This window comes from Stenotrophomonas sp. KH_036_B, from assembly GCF_057839485.1.
Genome location: NZ_CM174491.1, coordinates 435,950 through 452,500, shown reverse-complemented (window position 1 = coordinate 452,500; position 16,551 = coordinate 435,950). Strand labels below are relative to the sequence as shown.

Annotated in this window: 13 protein-coding genes and 1 pseudogene (1 of these 14 running past the window's edge); 10 read left to right on the top strand and 4 right to left on the bottom strand. The window is 68.6% G+C overall.

Annotation, left to right across the window (positions count from 1 at the left end):
* Positions 1-777, bottom strand: partial view of a tyrosine--tRNA ligase gene (tyrS, locus tag AC3ITN_RS01970; protein ID WP_489391894.1) — the 5' portion only. The gene continues 435 nt to the left of window position 1, outside the view; only the first 777 of its 1,212 coding nucleotides appear in the window; its start codon is at positions 775-777; its stop codon lies beyond the left edge, outside the window.
* Positions 778-944: 167 nt separating this feature from the next.
* On the opposite strand from tyrS, the gene AC3ITN_RS01965 reads away from it, so the two are divergent.
* On the top strand, positions 945-2,408 hold the full coding sequence (locus AC3ITN_RS01965) for a M23 family metallopeptidase (protein WP_489391893.1): 1,464 nt from the start codon (positions 945-947) through the stop codon (positions 2,406-2,408).
* A 93-nt stretch (positions 2,409-2,501) separates the two neighbouring features.
* Positions 2,502-3,626, top strand: a complete 1,125-nt coding sequence (locus AC3ITN_RS01960; protein WP_489391892.1) for an anhydro-N-acetylmuramic acid kinase — start codon at positions 2,502-2,504, stop codon at positions 3,624-3,626.
* A 163-nt stretch (positions 3,627-3,789) separates the two neighbouring features.
* On the opposite strand, the gene AC3ITN_RS01955 is transcribed toward AC3ITN_RS01960, so the two are convergent.
* The 3 genes from AC3ITN_RS01955 to AC3ITN_RS01945 all read right to left on the bottom strand — a co-directional run bounded on the left by AC3ITN_RS01955 (position 3,790) and on the right by AC3ITN_RS01945 (position 6,272).
* Complete coding sequence (locus AC3ITN_RS01955; RefSeq protein ID WP_093532961.1) at positions 3,790-4,017, bottom strand: hypothetical protein; 228 nt, start codon at positions 4,015-4,017, stop codon at positions 3,790-3,792.
* Positions 4,018-4,101: 84 nt separating this feature from the next.
* Complete coding sequence (locus AC3ITN_RS01950; protein WP_313349053.1) at positions 4,102-5,475, bottom strand: AmpG family muropeptide MFS transporter; 1,374 nt, start codon at positions 5,473-5,475, stop codon at positions 4,102-4,104.
* Positions 5,472-6,272 (bottom strand): exodeoxyribonuclease III, encoded by an 801-nt coding sequence (locus AC3ITN_RS01945; RefSeq protein WP_313349055.1) that lies wholly within the window; start codon positions 6,270-6,272, stop codon positions 5,472-5,474. Before AC3ITN_RS01945 ends, AC3ITN_RS01950 begins: the two co-directional genes overlap by 4 nt.
* A 164-nt stretch (positions 6,273-6,436) precedes the next feature.
* Here AC3ITN_RS01945 and pyrE point away from each other — a divergent pair, with 164 nt between their 5' ends.
* The 8 genes and pseudogenes from pyrE (at position 6,437) to AC3ITN_RS01905 (ending at position 16,523) form a co-directional block, all read left to right on the top strand.
* A complete protein-coding gene (gene pyrE / locus AC3ITN_RS01940; RefSeq protein ID WP_313349058.1) occupies positions 6,437-7,096 on the top strand; it encodes an orotate phosphoribosyltransferase in 660 nt (219 codons plus the stop codon).
* Positions 7,097-7,111: 15 nt separating this feature from the next.
* The gene (locus AC3ITN_RS01935; protein WP_313349059.1) at positions 7,112-7,780 is read left to right on the top strand and encodes a hypothetical protein; all 669 of its coding nucleotides are present in this window, start codon (positions 7,112-7,114) and stop codon (positions 7,778-7,780) included.
* Positions 7,781-8,595: 815 nt separating this feature from the next.
* Complete coding sequence (locus AC3ITN_RS01930) at positions 8,596-8,688, top strand: potassium-transporting ATPase subunit F (RefSeq protein ID WP_313347417.1); 93 nt, start codon at positions 8,596-8,598, stop codon at positions 8,686-8,688.
* 12 nt (positions 8,689-8,700) lie between these two features.
* Complete coding sequence (gene kdpA / locus AC3ITN_RS01925; protein WP_489391891.1) at positions 8,701-10,413, top strand: potassium-transporting ATPase subunit KdpA; 1,713 nt, start codon at positions 8,701-8,703, stop codon at positions 10,411-10,413.
* 26 nt (positions 10,414-10,439) lie between these two features.
* On the top strand, positions 10,440-12,491 hold the full coding sequence (gene kdpB / locus AC3ITN_RS01920) for a potassium-transporting ATPase subunit KdpB (RefSeq protein WP_489391890.1): 2,052 nt from the start codon (positions 10,440-10,442) through the stop codon (positions 12,489-12,491).
* Positions 12,488-13,126, top strand: coding sequence for a potassium-transporting ATPase subunit KdpC (gene kdpC, locus AC3ITN_RS01915; protein WP_489391889.1), 639 nt, complete (start codon positions 12,488-12,490; stop codon positions 13,124-13,126). Before kdpB ends, kdpC begins: the two co-directional genes overlap by 4 nt.
* Before the next feature lie 37 nt (positions 13,127-13,163).
* Positions 13,164-15,823, top strand: a pseudogene (locus AC3ITN_RS01910) (ATP-binding protein).
* Positions 15,804-16,523, top strand: coding sequence for a response regulator transcription factor (locus AC3ITN_RS01905; RefSeq protein ID WP_489391888.1), 720 nt, complete (start codon positions 15,804-15,806; stop codon positions 16,521-16,523). The pseudogene AC3ITN_RS01910 and the gene AC3ITN_RS01905 overlap by 20 nt, the downstream one beginning before the upstream one ends.
* The last annotated feature ends 28 nt before the right edge of the window (positions 16,524-16,551 follow it).

Here is a 16,551-nt window from a genome sequence, read left to right as displayed (position 1 = left end):
CCAGCGCCACATCAGGTCGTCGCCGATCTTCATGGTCTTGGTCACCATGTCGATCGCCGGCTCGCTGATGCCAATGTAGTTGTTGAGCGACTTGGACATCTTCGCCACGCCGTCCAGGCCTTCCAGCAGGGGCATGGTCAGCACGATCTGCGGCTTCTGGCCGTAGTGCTCCTGCAGGCCACGGCCCATGAGCAGGTTGAACTTCTGGTCGGTACCACCCAGCTCGACGTCTGCCTCGAGGGCGACCGAGTCATAGCCCTGGACCAGCGGGTACAGGAACTCGTGCAGGGCGATGGACTGCTGGGCGGCGTAACGCTTGGCGAAGTCATCGCGCTCGAGCATGCGCGCCACGGTGTGCTGGCCGGCGAGGCGGATCATGTCGGCCGCGCCCATCTTGCCAAACCACTCCGAGTTGAAGCGCACTTCGGTCTTTTCACGGTCCAGCACCTTGAAGACCTGCTCTTCATAGGTGCGCGCATTGGCCAGCACGTCGTCCTTGCTGAGCGGCTTGCGGGTGACGTTCTTGCCCGAAGGGTCGCCGATCATGCCGGTGAAGTCGCCGATCAGGAAGATGACCTGGTGGCCAAGGTCCTGGAACTGGCGCAGCTTGTTCAGCAGCACGGTGTGGCCCAGGTGCAGGTCCGGCGCGGTGGGGTCGAACCCGGCCTTGACCCGCAGCGGGCGGCCGCTTTCCAGGCGCTGGCGCAGCTCCTCGATCTTGAGGACTTCGTCAGCACCGCGGCCGATCTGGGCAAGCGCTTGTTCAATCGAGGACACGTACAACTCCCGGCAATGCCTTATTTACATGAATGACGTTAAGTACAAGTTAACCGCATGCGCTTCACAAAAGCCAATACGCACAAGGGTTTGACGCGATATTTATACCTGTCTATGTTACCGACGTTTGGGCCCGCGATCCCGGGTCAGCCAGGAACACACCGACGATGCTGAATACCGATCAAGGCCGCGCGCGCAAGCAGCGCTTCAAGGAACGCCTTCACGTTCTCCACGACACCGCCCTGCATCGGAAGCTCAGGCAGCATCTTCCCGCCGCGTTCAACGAGCGCTGGACCCGGCGCCACTGGATGCACGCCAGCCTGTTCGCCACCATCGGGGCGCTGGTGGCCACGATCGTGCCGGGCTTCTCCCACACCATCGATGCACCCTACTCCGCCAGCCACGCCACGCTGTCCCTGCCGCTGCCGCCGCTGTCGCAGGAGCGCCGCCAGCAGGTGCCCGGTGACAGCTGGCAGGTGCTGCGCGTGCAGCGCGGGCAGACGCTGAGCAACCTGTTCGACGAGGCCGGCATTTCGCCGACCGTGATGCACCAGGTGCTCGACCACCCCGGCGCGCGCGCGGCGCTGACCAAGCTGCGCCCTGGCGCGGAGATCGGCTTCGACCTGCCGCTGTCCGGCGAGCTGCGCACGATCCGCTTCGACCGCGATGGCGACAACCGGGTGGAGCTGTCGCTCAAGGGCGACCAGATCAACGAGAAGGTGATCAAGCGCGAATCGTCGGTGCGCCGCGTGGTCGCCAGTGGCGAGATCACCAGCTCGCTGTACGCCGCGGCACGCAAAGCCGGGCTGTCGCCGTCGGCGATCGCGACGATGACCGATGAAATCTTCAAGTACGACATCGACTTCTCCAAGGACCTGCAGCCGGGCGACCGCTTCAGCGTGGTGCTGGACGAGACCTGGCGCGAAGGCGAGAAGGTGGACACCAGCAAGATCCTGGCCGCGACCTTCACGTCGGGCGGCAAGACCTACAGCGGCTTCCGCTTCGACCGCAACGGCAAGTCCGAATACTTCGACGTCAGCGGTCGGCCGCTGAAGAAGAGCTTCATCCGCATGCCGATCCCGTTCGCGCGGCTGAGCTCCAGCTTCGGCGCGCGCAAGCACCCGGTGCTGGGCAAGATGCGCATGCACAAGGGCGTGGACTATGCGGCCCGCACCGGTACGCCGATCATGGCGGCCGGCGATGCGCGCGTGCAGTTTGCCGGGACGCAGCGCGGCTACGGCAACGTGGTGATCCTGGACCATGGCCGCGGCCACACCACGCTGTACGGGCACATGTCGCGCTTTGGTGCGATCAAGACCGGCCAGCGCGTGGCGCAGGGCACGGTGATCGGCTACGTCGGCTCGACCGGTCTGGCGACCGGCCCCCACCTGCACTACGAATTCCGCGTCAACGGCGTGCACCGCAACCCGCTGTCGGTGACCATGCCGCCGCCGGAGCCGCTGCAGGGCGGCGAGCTGGTGGCCTTCCGTGCGCAGACCGCGCCGGCCCTGGCGCGCATCCAGGGCATGGAGAAGCTGATCTACGCCGATGCCAGCCCGGCACCGCAGGCAGCCAAGGCGGCTACCACCACGGCCAGCGCGGCCAAGCCGGCCAAGCCGAACCGCGGCTGATCCGATGGCGTTGCAGCGCGCGCACCTGCGCGCGCATTGACGGCGGCAACAGGTTGCGCGGAAGCTGCACGCATCCTGTTGAACCGCCTGGCCATGACTGCACCTGATCCGACTACCCCGCTCTACCTGGGCCTGATGTCCGGCACCAGCGCCGATGGCATCGATGCCGCGCTGGTGCAGTTTCCGGCCGAGGGCGGTTGCCGCTTCGTCGCGGGCCTGACCCACGGCTGGGACCCCGCCTTCCGCGCCGAGCTGGTGGCGCTGGGCGAAGGGGGCGAGCTGGGCTCGCTGGATACGCTGGGGCGGATCGACGCGCAGATCGGCATCGCCTTCGCGGCGGCCGCCAATCGTCTTCTGGCACAGGCCGGGGTCGACCCGGCACAGGTGCGGGCGATCGGTTCGCACGGGCAGACGGTGCGCCACCGGCCGCTGGCCGATCCGGCCTTCACCTGCCAGCTCGGCGATGCCAACCGCATTGCCGAGCTCACCGGCATTACGACGGTGGCAGACTTCCGCCGCCGTGACGTGGCGGCTGGCGGACATGGTGCGCCGCTGATGCCGGCCTTCCACCTGGCGATGCTGGGCACCGCCGACGAGGATCGGGCGGTCTTGAACCTGGGGGGCATTGCCAACCTGACCCTGATTCCGCGGGCGGGCACGCCGCGTGGCTTCGATACCGGGCCGGCCAATGCGCTGATGGATGCCTGGTGCGAGCGTCACGTCGGGGTACCGTACGACGCCGACGGGGCGTTCGCGGCCAGTGGCGAGTGCGACGAGGCGCTGCTGGCGGGCTGGCGCGCGGAGCCGTGGTTTGCGCTGCCGCCGCCGAAGAGCACGGGGCGCGAGCAGTTCCATCTGGAGTGGGCCGAGGCGGCGCTGGGCGAGCGGCAGCGGTCGGCGGCCGATGTGCAGGCCACGCTGCTGGAATTGACTGCTGCCACGGTGGCCGATGCGCTGCTGGCGAACCTGCCGGGGGCGACGCGGGTGCTGGTCTGCGGCGGCGGGGTGCGTAATGCGCAGCTGCTGCGGCGGCTGGGGGCGCGGTTGCCGGGCGTGGTGATCGAGTCCAGTGCGGTGCACGGCTTGGACCCGGATTACCTGGAGGCGATGGGGTTTGCGTGGCTGGCGCAGCGGACGCTGGACGGGCTGCCGGGAAATCTGCCGAGCGTGACCGGGGCGCGGGGGCCGCGGATTCTAGGGGCGATTCACCTGGCGTGATGCGATATGACGGGGCCGACCGCGCGACGGGGTAGAGCCGGCTGGGTAGAGCCGGCTGGGTAGAGCTGACTGTTAGTCGGCTGCAGTTGGCGCGGTCGCCCTGGAGAGCAGCCGACTAACAGTCGGCTCTACCCAGTCGGGTCGGCCCATCGGTCCTGCACCGTCAGAAAGCTTTGACGTCCGGGAGGGCCTGGAGGGCGGCGATGGCTTCGGCCAAGGCGTTTACTTCGGGGTCGTGGAAGCCGCTGCGCACTTCCAGTTCGCTGGCGAACAGGCCCTGCTCGAGCAGGACCACGCAGGTGTGCTCGCGGGTCCAGCCGCGCGCGACCGCGACCCGACGGATGCGTTCGTTCAGCAGCGGATCCAGGTCGCGCAGCACTAAATCAGCCATGTGTTTTCCCCTGTTGGCAACGCACCGCCCCCACGGCACAACGGATCGATCATCGCCCAGTGGCCGGGCGCGGGCAAGCGCCGGTCAGGTGGCGGCCCGCTGCCGGCGCGATTGCTGCACGATCAGCAGCGCGCACAGGATCACCACCGGAATGGCGATCAGCGCGGTGCCCACGAAGAACAGCGCATAGCCCTCCAGCAGGGTGCGGCCCTGCGCCAGCGACTGCACCGCCCAGCCGGACAGGCCCTTCAGCGCCTTGCCCGGCATGGCGTAGAACGAGCTGAGCAGGGCGTACTGGGTGGCCGTATAGCCGATGCTGGTCAGGCTGGACATGTAGGCGATCAGCGCCGTGCCGGCGAAACCACCCGAGATGTTGTCGATCGCCATCGCGATGGCGAAGCTTGTCGGGTCCGGCCCCACATAGGCCAACCAGGCGAAGGCGAGATTGGACGCAGGGCCGAGCACCGCGCCAACCAGCAGGGTCGCCAGCACGCCCCAGCGCACCGACACCAGGCCGGCGGCGGCGATGCCGATGAAGGTGGCCACCAGGCCAACCGAGCTGCGCACCGCGCCCACGGTCTCTTCGGACAGACCGAGGTCGACGTAGAACGGGTTGGCCATCGGACCCATGATGAAATCGGCCATGCGATAGATGCTGATGGCCAGCAGGATCAGGATGGCGCCGCTGCGGTGTTCGCGCACGAAGGCGATGAACGGCCCGACCAGCGCATCGAACAACCCGCGCGGCGTCCACAGCGGGGCGGCCTGGATCTGCACGGCCACCTTGGCCTGCACCGGTTCGCGCGCCATCACCACCGCCACCACGCCCAGCGCCATCAGCCCGGCCATGATTTCGTAGGACATCTGCCAGCCCACGCGGGCGGCAATGAGCAGGATCAGCGCGTCGGTGACCAGCAGCGCGGTGCGGTAGCCCAGCGCGGCGGTGGAGGTGAGCAGGCCCAGCTGTTCGCTGTTGTCGGCACTTTCGATGCGCCAGGCATCGATGACGATGTCCTGGGTGGCCGAGGCGAACGCCACGATGGTGGCCATCACGCCGAACACAAGCATGTGCTCCCACGCCACGCCCAGGAACAGCACGTTGCCGCCCTTGGGCTGCACGATCGCCATGCCGACCAGGGCCACGGCGACCACCGCCTGGGACAGCAGCATCCAGCCGCGGCGGCGACCGAAGCGACCCAGCAGCGGGGCGTTGACCTTGTCGACGATCGGCGCCCACAGGAACTTCATCGAGTAGGCCAAGCCCACCCACGACAGGAAGCCGATGGTGTCCAGCTCGATGCCTTCCTTGCGCATCCAGAAACCGAGCGTGTTGCCCACCAGGTAGATCGGCAGGCCCGAGCTGAAGCCGAGCAGCAGCATGGCCAGCACCTTGCGCTGGCGCAGGTTGGCCAGCACCCGCTGCCACGGGCGGCGGGGCTTGGCGACCGCTTCACTCATGGGGCGTAGTCCACCGTGAACGGGGCATGGTCGGAAAACCGCTCATCGCGGTAGATCGAGCAGCCGCGCAGGCGGTCACGCAGGCCCGGGCTGACGAACTGGTAGTCGATGCGCCAGCCCACGTTGTTGGCGCGGGCCGCGCCACGGTTGCTCCACCAGGTGTAGTCCTCGCCGGTGGGGTGCAGCAGGCGGTAGGCGTCGCTCCAGCCCTGGCCGCCGGCGATGTCCAGCGCCTGGCCGGCGTCGGCGCACTGGCCGTTGAGCCAGTCGCGCTCGGGCGGCAGGCAGCCGGAGTTCTTCTGGTTGGACTTCCAGTTCTTGATATCCAGCGCGGAGCGCACGATGTTCCAGTCGCCACACAGCACGTAGTCGCGGCCGCTGGCCAGCCACTCCGCCAGGATCGGGCGCAGCCACTCCATCACTTCGTACTTGAAGCCCTGGCGCAGGTCGCCCGAGCTGCCCGACGGAATATAGAAGGAGACCACGCTGAGGTTGCCGTAGCGGGCCTCGATGTAGCGGCCTTCATCGTCGAACGGGGCCCAGCCCAGCGAGGTGATGACCTGGTCGGGCTCACGCTTGCTGTAGATGGCCACGCCGCTGTAGCCCTTCTTGGTGATGGCGTCGCGGTAGAAGCAGTGGTGGCCGTCCGGACGGAACATCGGGTCGGTCAGCTGGTCTTCCTGGGCCTTGGTCTCCTGGATGCACAGCACGTCGGCATCCTGGGCACGGAACCAGTCGAGGAAGCCCTTGGTGGCGGCGGAACGGATGCCATTGGCATTGAAACTGATGATGCGCATGCTGACCCGGGTCTGGAACGGTAACCGGCAAAGCATACCGGGTTGCCCGGCCCATCGGCTGGCCGGATACGGCCATTGCAGGGGCCTGCGGCCGGCGCTGGCGAGCCTGAATTGCGGGCCATGCATTAGGATCTGCGCTCCAGATGAATTGAATAGAGCGTTAGATGAGCGACCACCGTCACCGTTTCCTGCAACTGGCCCTGACCGCCGATGCCCTGCGTTTCGGCCAGTTCACCCTCAAGTCGGGCCGCCTGAGCCCCTACTTCTTCAACGCCGGTCGTTTCGACTCCGGCGCCCGCATGGTCCAGCTGGCCGCCTGCTACGCCGACGCGGTGGAGGCCACCGGGCTGAAGTTCGACGTGGTGTTCGGGCCGGCCTACAAGGGCATCCCGCTGGCCACCGCCACTGCCTGTGAATTCGCCCAGCGTGGCCGCGACCTGCCGCTGTCGTTCAACCGCAAGGAAGCCAAGGCACACGGCGAAGGCGGCAACCTGATCGGCGCGGACATGAACGGCAAGCGGGTGCTGATCGTGGACGACGTGATCACCGCCGGTACCGCGATCCGCGAGGCCCTGGCCATCATCGCCGAGGCCGGTGGCACGCCGGCCGGCATCGTGGTGGCACTGGATCGGCAGGAGATTGCGTCGGAAACCGACCGCCGTTCGGCGGCCCAGGCCGTGGCCGAGGAAGCCGGAATTCCGGTGGTGGCGGTGGCCACGTTGGGCGACCTGCTTGATTTTGCCTCCGGAAATCCGGAACTTGTCGGGTACCGGCAGCCGCTGGAGGACTATCGTTCCCGTTACGGCAGCCGTCCTACGCGTTGAGAGCAGGGGGCTCCCATGTCCAGGATCGTCACGTTCACCATCATCGGCCTGTTGCTGGCCGCGCCCATGCTCACGGCCGAGGCCCAGAGCAGGCGCAGCAGCAGCGACCCGAAACCGAAGAAGCTGTTCTGCTGGAACGAGGGCAAGGAGCGCATCTGCAGCGACGCATTGCCCCAGGAGGCGGTGAACAGCGCGCGTGAGGAGTTCAGCGTCAACAGCGGCCTGCGCCGCGGTGGCGTGGAGCGCACGCTGACCGAGGACGAGCGCGCCGATGCGGCGGTGGCCGCTGCCCAGCTCCAGCTCGACAAGGCCGCCGAGGAAACCCGGCAGCGGACGGAGCAGGCGATGCTCTCGACCTACGAGGACGAGAACGACCTGCGCCGGGTGTTCGTGGAGCGCACCGGGATCCTGGACAACAACGTGCAGACGGCCAGCTACAACGTGGCCAGCCTGCGTGGCGCGCTGGTGACGCTGCTGGGCAGCGCGGGCGACCGCGAACTGGCCGGCCAGCCGGTGGCGCCCAAGCAGGCCGAGAGCATCCAGCAGCGCCACACCGAACTGCTGGCCCAGCAGCGCATGCACGCCTCGTACCTGCAGCAGCGCCAGGCCCTGGATGTGGAAATCGAGGAAACCCTGCAGCGGTATCGGTTGTTGAAGGGAATTACGACCGACCCGCGCGGCTGACGGTTATTGGGGCCGTCAGGCGGGCGTAGAAGCTTGGCGTACGGTCTTCGATTGGATCTGCAGCGAGCGTTGAGGGCCCCGCCGCGGCCGGCAGGCCCCTATGCAAATGTCCCCCGGCGTCGGCATGCGCCGCCGCCTCCTCCTTTACTTTGCCAGGGACCTACCGGCCGCGACGGGGCTCGGCTTGCGGTTCGCAGGAAAAGACAAAATCCGGGACGGAGGACGTTAATCGGTGACGGTGAGGCTTAACCTCCTCCGTCCCCTTTTTAGGACCTACCGGCCGCGACGGGCTCGGCTTGCGGTTCGCGATGGAAAAGCGGATGTCACGGTGCCAACGCCGGTGGGGCGAGTGCGGGGCCGGCATGCCCTTGCGGCGAAGTAAAGGAGGAGGGGGCGGCCGCAGGCCGACGCCGGGGGACATTCGCAGGCAAGGGTATGGCGGCCCCGCGCTCGCCCCACCGGCAGCCGCTATTGAGCGACCTTCACCGGCAAGGGTATGGCGGCCCCGCGCTCGCCCCACCGGCAGCCGCTGTTGAGCGACCTTCACCGGCAAGGGCATGGCGGCCCCGCGCTTGATCCGCCGGCAGCCGCGTCTGCTTCAACGCGAGCGCTTTCTAAGACGAGCGTTTTTTATGCTCTTTTTACGCCGCACGCCGCTGACGGGCGTGGAGCGTTTACGCCGGTGAGGACCACCATGGCGCCCTGACGTGGAGTGGTTCCACCTGGACGTCCCATGAGCCTGACCCTGTTCGCTGTCCGTATCGCCGCCGCCCTGCGCGCGACGCCTTCCCTTTCCCGCTGCTGAGATCACGACGATGCCTGCCTGGCTTTCCCTGGTGTGCGGCGTGCTGGTGCTCGTCGCTGCGGCCTACCTGCTGTACGTCGTGCTTCGGCCCGAAACCTTCTGACCGGAGCCGACCATGACCGAGATCCTGTTGATTCTGCTGGCCAGCATCGTGCTGGCCTTTCCGCTTGGGCTGTACCTGGCCCGGGTAGTGCGCGGTGGCCCGATGCGCGGCGACGCGTTGTTCGCGCTGCTGGAAAAGCCGCTGTACGCCCTGCTGGGGGTGAATCCCGCGCGCGGCATGAGCTGGCGCGGCTACGTGGCCGCCTTCCTGCTCAGCAACGTGGTCATTGCCGTGCTGGTGCAGACGGTGTTCATGACCCAGGCCTGGCTGCCGTTCAATCCCGACCAGATTCCCAACATGCGGTGGGATACGGCACTGCACACGATGGTGTCGTTCCTCACCAACACCAACCAGCAGCATTACTCCGGCCAGGCGCAGCTGTCCTACTTCGCGCAGATGACCGCCATTACCGGCCTGCAGGTGGTGACGCCGATGATGGGGCTGGCGCTGGTGGTGGCCACCTTGCGTGCACTGTTCGGCAAGGCGCCCGAGGGCGATGCCGCCGAGGCCGACCTGCCCGCCGACCGCCGCATCGACGTGGGCAACTACTACGCCGACGTGGTGCGTTCGTGTGTGCGCTTCATGCTGCCGCTGTGCCTGCTGTGGGCGGTGCTGCTGACCAGCCAGGGCGTGCCGTCCACGCTGGCCGGTGGCCCCACCGCGACGCCGATCGATGCGGCCGCCGGCATGGACGCGCAGAAGCTTCCGCTCGGCCCGGTGGCGGCGATGGTGGCGGCCAAGCAGCTGGGCACCAACGGCGGTGGCTGGTATGGCCCCAACAGCGCCATGCCGTTGGAGAACCCCACCCCGCTGTCCAACGCACTGGAGCTGATCGGCATCCTGCTGATCCCCATCGCAGTGGTGTTCATGCTGGGCGCCTTCACCGGGCGCAAGCGCCTGGCCGCGCTGGTGTTCGGCTGCATGTTGGCCATGTCGAGCCTGTCGATCGCGGCGACGGTATGGCTGGAAGGCCATTCGGCCACGGCCGCCAGCCCGCTGCTGATGGAAGGCAAGGAAGTGCGCTTCGGCGCCGATGGCACCGGGCTGTGGGCCGCGGTGACCACGCAGGTGTCGAACGGCTCGGTGAACGGCATGCATGACTCGCTGAGCCCGCTGGCCGGTGCGGTGCCGATGATCAACATGCTGGTCAACGCGATCTGGGGCGGCATCGGCTGCGGCCTGCAGCAGTTCATCGTGTACCTGCTGCTGGGCGTGTTCCTGGCCGGGTTGATGACCGGACGCACGCCGGAACTGCTGGGCCGCAAGCTGGAAACGCCGCAGGTGCGCCTGCTCGCGCTGCTGGTGCTGCTGCAGCCGATCACGATCCTGGCGTTCACGGCGTTCACGCTGGCCATTCCGTCGATCACCGGCACCTCCAACCCGGGCTTCCACGGCGTGAGCCAGGTGTTCTACGAGTACGTGTCGGCCTTCGCCAACAACGGCTCGGGCTTTGAAGGCCTGGGCGATGCCACGGTGTGGTGGAACCTGAGCTGCACCATGGTGCTGCTGCTGGGTCGCTACCCGGTGCTGGTGATTCCCCTGATCGTCTGCGCCCAGCTGGCCGCCAAGCGGCGCGCGCCGGAATCGGCCGGCACGTTGCAGATCGAGACCCCGACGTTCGCGCTGACGCTGATTGCGCTGATCGCCATCCTGACCGTGTTGCAGTTCATGCCGGCGCTGGTGCTGGGCCCGGTTGCCGACCACCTGTCGCTGGCCTCGCACTGAGACCCGATGTCATGAGTACCACTCCCATGAGTACCTATCCTTTGAATGCGACTCCCCACCGCCGCCAGCGCCTGCTCGACGGCGCCGGCTGGCGCCGCGCGCTGCGCGATGCGGTGATCAAGCTCTCGCCGCGCCACCTGCTGCACAGCCCGGTGATGGCCGTGGTGATGGCCGGCACCGTGGTCAGCCTGCTGGTGACCCTGACCGGCAACGCGCCGCTGGGCTTCGGCCTGGCGGTGAGCGCGATCCTGCTGCTCACCGTGCTGTTCGGCAACTTCGCCGAAGCGGTGGCCGAAGCACGTGGCCGCGGCCAGGCGGCGTCGCTGCGGCGCGCCCGCCAGGACCTCAGTGCACGCCGGTTGTCCGCGGCGCATGCCGGGGCCAGCGAAACCCAGGTGCCGGCGGCGGAGCTGCGCCCGGGCGACCACGTCATCATCAGCGCCGGCGAGCTGATTCCGGCCGATGGCGAAATCGTGCAGGGCCTGGCCACCATCAACGAAGCGGCGGTGACCGGTGAATCGGCCCCGGTGCTGCGCGAGGCCGGCACCGACCGCAGTGGTGTGATCGGCGGTACCAAGGTGCTGTCCGACCAGATCATCGTCAAGGTCACGGCCGAGCCGGGGCACAGCTTCCTGGACCGCATGATCGCGCTGGTGGAAGGCGCCAACCGGCAGAAGACGCCCAACGAAGTGGCGCTCACGCTGCTGCTGGCGGCGATGACGCTGACCTTCCTGGTGGTGGTGGCCACGCTGCCGGCGATCGGCGCGTTCGTCGGGGTGAAGGTGGATCCGCTGCTGTTGATCGCGCTGCTGGTGTGCCTGATTCCGACCACCATCGGCGGCCTGCTGCCGGCGATCGGCATTGCCGGCATGAACCGCGCACTGGCCGCCAACATCCTGGCCAAGTCCGGCAAGGCGGTGGAAGTGGCCGGCGACGTGGACGTGCTGCTGCTGGACAAGACCGGCACCATCACCTACGGCGACCGCCAGGCCAGCCACTTCCATGCGCTGGCCGGGATCGACGCGGCCCAGCTGCGTGAAGCGGCACTGCTGTCGTCGCTGGCCGACCCGACCCCGGAGGGCAAGTCGGTCGTGCGCCTGGCGCGCGAACAGGGCTGCACCACGGTCGAGCCGGACCGCGCGGAGTATTTCGCCTTCAGCGCACAGACCCGCATGTCCGGTGTCGATCTGGACGGCGGCCGGCGCATCCGCAAGGGCGCGGCCGATGCGATCACGGCTTACGTACGTGAGCTGGGCGGCACGGTGCCGGCCGAGCTGGCCGGGCGCGTGGAGCAGGTGGCGCGCAATGGCGCCACGCCGCTGGTGGTGTGCGAGGGCCGCTACGTGCTGGGCGTGATCGAGCTGTCGGATGTGGTCAAGCACGGCATGCGCGAGAAGTTCGCGCAGCTGCGTGCGATGGGTATCCGCACGGTGATGATCACCGGCGACAACCCGCTCACCGCCGCCGCCATCGCGGCCGAGGCCGGGGTGGACGACTACATCGCCGAAGCCCGCCCGGAAGACAAGCTGGCCCGCATCCGCGCCGAACAGGCCGGCGGCCGGTTGGTGGCGATGGTGGGCGACGGTACCAACGACGCACCGGCGCTGGCGCAGGCCGACATCGGGCTGGCCATGAATTCGGGCACGCAGGCGGCCAAGGAAGCCGGCAACATGGTGGACCTGGATTCGGATCCAACCAAGCTGCTGGCCGTGGTGGAAGTGGGCAAGCAGCAGTTGATCACACGCGGCGCGCTGACCACTTTCTCGCTGGCCAACGACGTGTCCAAGTACTTCGCGATCCTGCCGGCGCTGTTCGCCGCGACGTTGCCGGCGATGGCCACGTTGAACGTGATGCACCTCTCCAGCCCCCGCAACGCGGTGCTGGCTGCGTTGATCTTCAACGCCCTGGTGATTCCGGCGCTGATTCCGCTGGCGCTGCGCGGGGTGCGTTTCCGCCCGGCCACGGCCACCGCGCTGCTGCGCCGGAACATGCTGGTGTACGGCCTGGGCGGCGTGCTGCTGCCGTTCGCGGCCATCAAGTTGATCGACCTCCTCCTCTACTCGGTATTTGGCGCATGAACCGCTCCGCTGCTGCTCCGCTGTCCCGCCCGGCGCGTGCACGCGCCGCCCTCGCCATCACGCTGCAGCACCGTGCTGCGCTGCGCCCGGCCATCGGGCTGGGCGTGGCCAGCCTGCTGGTACTGGGCCTGGCCTACGCGGTGGCCACCACCGGCCTCAGTGGCGCGTTGTTCCCGGCGCAGGCCGATGGCAGCCTGCTGGTCCGCGACGGCCAGGTGCGCGGCTCGCGCCTGATCGCCCAGCCCTTCGTGGGCGATGGCTACTTCCAGTCGCGGCCGTCCGCGGCCGGCTACGATCCGATGGCAGCCGCCGGCAGCAACCTGGCGCGCAGCAACCCTGCCCTGCAGGAACGCGTGCGCGAGGCTACCCATGCAACGGCGGTGCGCGAGGGCATTGCGGTGGCGCAGGTGCCCGGTGACCTGGTAACCCAGTCCGGCGCCGGCATGGACCCGGAGATTTCGCCGGCGGCGGCGGCCGTGCAGGTGGCGCGCGTGGCGCGCAGCCGTGGACTGGGCAGCGAACAGGTGCAGGCGCTGGTGAAGGCGCATACGCAGGGACCGCAATGGGGCGTGTTCGGGCAGCCGCGGGTCAACGTGATGGAACTCAACATGGCACTGGATGCGTCGACGCCGTGATGCGGCAATGGCGCTGCCGGGCGCACAATCGCTCCCTATGACCGACTCCAGAACCCGACAGGCCGACGCATTGGTGGAACGCCTGCAGCGCGAGGCCGGCGGCAAGCTCACCGTGTTCCTGGGCGCCGCGCCCGGCGTGGGCAAGACCTACAGCATGCTCGGCCGCGCGCACGAGCAGCTGCGCCGTGGCGTGGACGTGGTGGTGGGGCTGGTGGAGACCCACGGCCGCGCCGGGACATCGGCACTGCTGGAGGGCCTGACGCAGGTGCCGCTGCTGCAGCGCGACTACCAGCAGCATGCGCTGCAGGAAATGGACCTGGATGCGGTGCTGGCACGCCGCCCGGCACTGGTGCTGGTGGACGAGCTGGCCCACCGCAACGTGCCGGGCAGCCGCCATGAACGGCGCTGGCAGGACGTGATGGAGCTGCTGGATGCCGGCATCGATGTCTGGACCACCCTCAACATCCAGCATCTGGAAAGCCTCAATGACGTGGTGATGCGCATCACCGGGGTGCGGGTCAGCGAGACCGTGCCCGATGCGGTACTCGACCGCCTGCACGACATCGTGCTGGTGGACCTGCCGCCGCGCGAGCTGATCGAGCGCCTGCAGCAGGGCAAGGTGTACGTGCCCGAACAGGCGGCGCAGGCCCTGCAGGCGTTCTTTTCGCCGGCCAACCTGACCGCGCTGCGCGAACTGGCTATGCAGGAGGCGGCCGACCGCGTGGACACCAGCCTGCGCGAAACCCGCGCCGCGCGCGGCGAAGGCAACCTGCCACTGCGGCGGCGCGTGCTGGTGGCGATCGATGGCGGCGGCCAGAGCGAATACCTGGTGCGTGTGGGCCGGCGCATCGCCGAGCGCCGCGATGCGCCGTGGACGGTGGTGACCGTGCAGCGCCGGCGCGAGGACGACAACACCCGCCGCGAGATCGATGCGGCGTTCGCCCTGGCACGGCGGCTGGGTGGCGAGGCCGAGCTGCTGCATGGCCCCAGCATCGCCGATGCCCTGCTCGACCACGCCGCGCACAACAGCGTTTCCACCGTGGTGCTGGGCCGCACCCGCGAGCGACCGTTCGCACGCATGCTCAACCGCACCCTGACCCAGCAGCTGATCCAGCGCGGTGCGCACCTGGAGATCACCATCATCGGCACCCCGCAGGCGCGCGCCCGCGCACGCCGGCATGGGTTGTCGATGCCCACGCTGAGTACCGGCAGGGACACCGTGCTGGCGCTGGGCGCCACCGCCCTGGCCTGTCTGGTGGCGCTGGTGGCCGAGCGCTGGGTGGGGCTGTACGACCTGTCGATGGTGTTCATTGTGGCGGTAGTGATGGTGGCCGCGCGCAGCCGCACCAGTGCGGCGGTGATCGCCGCGGCGCTGTGTTTCCTCGCCTACAACTTCTTCTTCATCGCGCCGCGCTTCACGTTTGCGATCAGCGCGCGCCAGGGGGTGATCACCGTCTTCCTGTTCCTGGCCGCCGCGCTGGTGGCCGGCCGGCTGGCCTCGCGCCTGCGCATGCAGGTGCTGGCGCTGCGCGCGGCCAACCGGCACGCCAACGCCCGCCAGGTGCTGGGCGGGCAGCTCACCCGCGCGGCCAGCAACGAGCAGGTGGCGCAGGCAGGCCGCCAGGCGCTGGAGCAGGCGTTGGATGCACCGGCATGGCTGCGCATCGGCGCGGACACCAGCACCAGCGGCAGCGCCGCGCCGGGCGACACCGACCTGGCCGCCGCCGACTGGGCGCACCGCCACGGCCAGCCCAGCGGCCGCTTCACCGACACCCTGGCCGGCGCGGAGTGGTGGTTCCTGCCGCTGCTGGATGGTGACAACCGCGCCATCGGCGTGGCCGGCATGCGTTTCGCACGCGGCGTGGCGCGGCTGACCCCGGAGCAGCGCCAGCTGGCCGAGGCGATGGTGGACGACATCGCGCAGGCCGCCCTGCGCACGCGGCTGGTGGCGGACCTGGAGAAGGCCCACGTCAGCAACGAGACCGAGCGCCTGCGTTCGGCACTGCTGTCGTCGGTGTCGCACGACCTGCGTTCGCCGTTGGCGGCCATGATCGGTTCGGCCGACAGCCTCTCCAGCTATGCCGATGCGATGGATGCCGTCGACCGCCGCGCGCTGCTCGACACCATCCTGGTGGAAGGCGAGCGGCTGGACCGCTACATCCAGAACCTGCTGGACATGACCCGGCTCGGGCATGAGGGGCTGCAGATCAACCGCGACTGGATCGGGGTGGACGAGCTGGTGGGGTCGGCCGCGCGCCGGCTGCAGCGGTACCAGCCCGAGGTGAAGCTGCAGCTGGATATTCCCAGCACGCTCGCCCCCATCTGGGTGCACCCGGCGCTGGTGGAACAGGCGGTGTTCAACGTGATGGAGAACGCGGCGAAGTTCTCCCCCCCGGCGCGCCGGTGGAGGTACAGGCGCGCCTGGTCGAGGGCGAGCTGCGCATCGACGTGCTGGATGCCGGTCCCGGTATTCCCGACGACGAGCGGGCGCGCATTTTCGACATGTTCTACAGCGTGGAGCGCGGCGACCGGGGCCGTCATGGCACCGGGCTCGGCCTGACCATCTGCCAGGGCATGATCGGCGCGCACGGCGGCAGCGTGCAGGCCCTGCCCGGACGCGACGGACGCGGTACCCTCATCCGCATCACGCTCCCCCTGCTGCAACCCCACCCTGCCGATGATCACGACGACACCTGACCCCTCCCAAGGCGTGCCCCCGGCGCGCGTGCTGGTGATTGACGATGAAGCGCAGATCCGCCGCTTCCTCGAGATCAGCCTGCGCGCGCAGGGCTACCGCGTGCTGCAGGCGGCCAGCGGCCAGGCCGGGTTGGAGCAGCTGGTCAGCGAGGGGGCCGACCTGGTCATCCTGGATATCGGGCTGCCCGACATGGAAGGCCACCAGGTGCTGGCCGAGCTGCGCCAGTGGAGCCAGGTGCCGGTGATCATGCTCACCGTGCGCGCCAGCGAGACCGAGAAGGTGCGGGCGCTGGACAACGGCGCCAATGACTACGTGACCAAGCCCTTCGGCACGCAGGAGTTGATGGCGCGGGTACGGGCGCTGCTGCGCTCGCGCACGGTGTCGGCCGATGGGGTGTTGCCGCATTTCGACGACGGCCATCTGCACATCGACCTGGTACGCCGCGAGGTGCAGCTGGACGGCGTGCCGGTGGCACTCACGCGCAAGGAATATGCGTTGCTGTCGCTGCTGCTGCGCAACGCCGGCCGGGTGGTGACCCAGCCGCAGATCCTGGCGGAGATCTGGGGACCGACCCACCAGCACGACACGCACTACCTGCCCATCCTGGTGGGCAAGCTCCGCCACAAGCTGGGCGATTCGGCGCTGGATTCGCGCTACCTGTTCACCGAACCGGGTGTGGGGTTGCGGTTCAAAGGCTGAACATCGACCGGCGGTCGATGTTCAGCCG

Excerpts from the sequence above, each read along its gene's own strand:
- AC3ITN_RS01965 (WP_489391893.1), top strand. The coding sequence starts at position 945 with ATGCTGAATACCGATCAAGGCCGCGCGCGCAAGCAGCGCTTCAAGGAA.
- AC3ITN_RS01960 (WP_489391892.1), top strand. The coding sequence starts at position 2,502 with ATGACTGCACCTGATCCGACTACCCCGCTCTACCTGGGCCTGATGTCC.
- AC3ITN_RS01955 (WP_093532961.1), bottom strand. The coding sequence starts at position 4,017 with ATGGCTGATTTAGTGCTGCGCGACCTGGATCCGCTGCTGAACGAACGC.
- AC3ITN_RS01950 (WP_313349053.1), bottom strand. The coding sequence starts at position 5,475 with ATGAGTGAAGCGGTCGCCAAGCCCCGCCGCCCGTGGCAGCGGGTGCTG.
- AC3ITN_RS01945 (WP_313349055.1), bottom strand. The coding sequence starts at position 6,272 with ATGCGCATCATCAGTTTCAATGCCAATGGCATCCGTTCCGCCGCCACC.
- pyrE (WP_313349058.1), top strand. The coding sequence starts at position 6,437 with ATGAGCGACCACCGTCACCGTTTCCTGCAACTGGCCCTGACCGCCGAT.
- AC3ITN_RS01935 (WP_313349059.1), top strand. The coding sequence starts at position 7,112 with ATGTCCAGGATCGTCACGTTCACCATCATCGGCCTGTTGCTGGCCGCG.
- AC3ITN_RS01930 (WP_313347417.1), top strand. The coding sequence starts at position 8,596 with ATGCCTGCCTGGCTTTCCCTGGTGTGCGGCGTGCTGGTGCTCGTCGCT.
- kdpA (WP_489391891.1), top strand. The coding sequence starts at position 8,701 with ATGACCGAGATCCTGTTGATTCTGCTGGCCAGCATCGTGCTGGCCTTT.
- kdpB (WP_489391890.1), top strand. The coding sequence starts at position 10,440 with ATGAGTACCTATCCTTTGAATGCGACTCCCCACCGCCGCCAGCGCCTG.
- kdpC (WP_489391889.1), top strand. The coding sequence starts at position 12,488 with ATGAACCGCTCCGCTGCTGCTCCGCTGTCCCGCCCGGCGCGTGCACGC.
- AC3ITN_RS01905 (WP_489391888.1), top strand. The coding sequence starts at position 15,804 with ATGATCACGACGACACCTGACCCCTCCCAAGGCGTGCCCCCGGCGCGC.